The organism is Psychrobacter sp. 1U2 (assembly GCF_051847575.1).
Window position 1 is genome coordinate 1 of the sequence record NZ_JBPYDC010000295.1, and the last position, 1,244, is coordinate 1,244.

Sequence of the window (1,244 nt, forward strand, 5' to 3'; positions counted from 1 at the left end):
AATTCGCCATGACGAACATTAACTTAACCGAATGGGCACGAGCGGTTGCACTTGCGTTGGTCAGTGTAGGAGCAGGTACTGGACTATACTGGTTTGGTCAGCATCTAGTGACGAAGCAGATAGTAACTGCAGTAGAGCCAGATGGTCTCAATGTAACCAAGTCACATTCGACTAAGGCTCCTCATACCTATCGTGCTGCCAAACTGGTGCTACCCATCTGGATACTGCAGCTAGTCATTGGTATCATTGCATTATTCAGTAGTGGCTTAGCACTACCGCCCATTGGGCAACTGCTATACCATGCAGGCGTATTATTTGTAGCAAGCTATTTGTTATATTATAGCGCCCAGCAGCTAGCGCATAAATTTGGCCTAGTGGTCGGCTTGGTTATAACATTGATTGTAGGTTTGTTACTAGTCACAATAGTACCGACAGCTTGGCTAGTGGGTCTATTGGTTATAGTGAGTAGTATTGCAGTGCTAGTGCTGTCTATATTTGCCGGCTGGCATATGAAAATCAGTCACTTGCGTAAGTCTTTAAACTTTGGCAGTGAAGCATCGTACAACCTATGGCGCGTGGCCATTCGTCTCATTGTACCGTTAGCACTGATTTTAGCATTAGTAGGTTGGATACTGCTATGGCTGAGTTGATAGAGAATACGTCTAAACGCTCTCATAAGCCAGCCATGATGACAGTGCAACTGGCCTATGCTGAAGATGTAAAGCGCCAACATTATCTGACATTACAAGTCGTTGAAGGTACGACTCTATATGAAGCACTAGAACAAGCTGGATGGTTAATTCAGTTTCCTAACTTGGCCGTATGGTGCGAACAAGTAGCAAGTATGATAACGCCTACTGCCAAGCGCTGGCATGTAGGAATTTATGCACAAAAACAGCCTATAAGCTACATATTACAACCGCTAGATCGCATCGAGGTATACCGTAGCTTAAGCGCTGATCCCATGTCTCAGCGCAAAAATCGTGATAAAAAAAAGCAAATATAAATGGTTAAGACTGAGGTAGGGTTTCTATACCTTCGATACGAGTGACAATACCATTGGCATCAAAATAGACAATCAAATGCTGGCTGGCATTTTTGACATCTGTGATACCTTTGCGCTCACCTTCTGTGCCTGCCTGGTAGTCGTAGATATAATCCCAACGATTGGGTGCTAATGTGTCTTTGATAGCAGGGCTCCCGAGTATGTACAATACTTGGTTTTGATTCATGCCTACTTGTAG

At 44.1% G+C, this 1,244-nt stretch carries 2 protein-coding genes and 1 pseudogene; 2 read left to right on the forward strand and 1 reads right to left on the reverse strand.

All coding sequences use genetic code 11. The features are described from left to right. Together ACS8FD_RS15285 and ACS8FD_RS15290 are read left to right on the forward strand one after the other, a co-directional pair. Positions 1-650: pseudogene (locus tag ACS8FD_RS15285) on the forward strand (hypothetical protein); the annotation flags it as partial. After that, positions 638-1,006 carry an RnfH family protein gene (locus ACS8FD_RS15290; RefSeq protein WP_439262869.1) on the forward strand — a complete coding sequence of 123 codons (369 nt, stop codon included), beginning with the start codon at positions 638-640 and terminating at the stop codon, positions 1,004-1,006. The pseudogene ACS8FD_RS15285 and the gene ACS8FD_RS15290, both read left to right, overlap by 13 nt. 4 nt (positions 1,007-1,010) lie before the next feature. On the opposite strand, the gene ACS8FD_RS15295 is transcribed toward ACS8FD_RS15290, so the two are convergent. Continuing rightward, positions 1,011-1,244 (reverse strand): outer membrane protein assembly factor BamE (locus ACS8FD_RS15295; protein ID WP_439276474.1); only part of this gene is annotated, 234 nt, incomplete at its 5' end.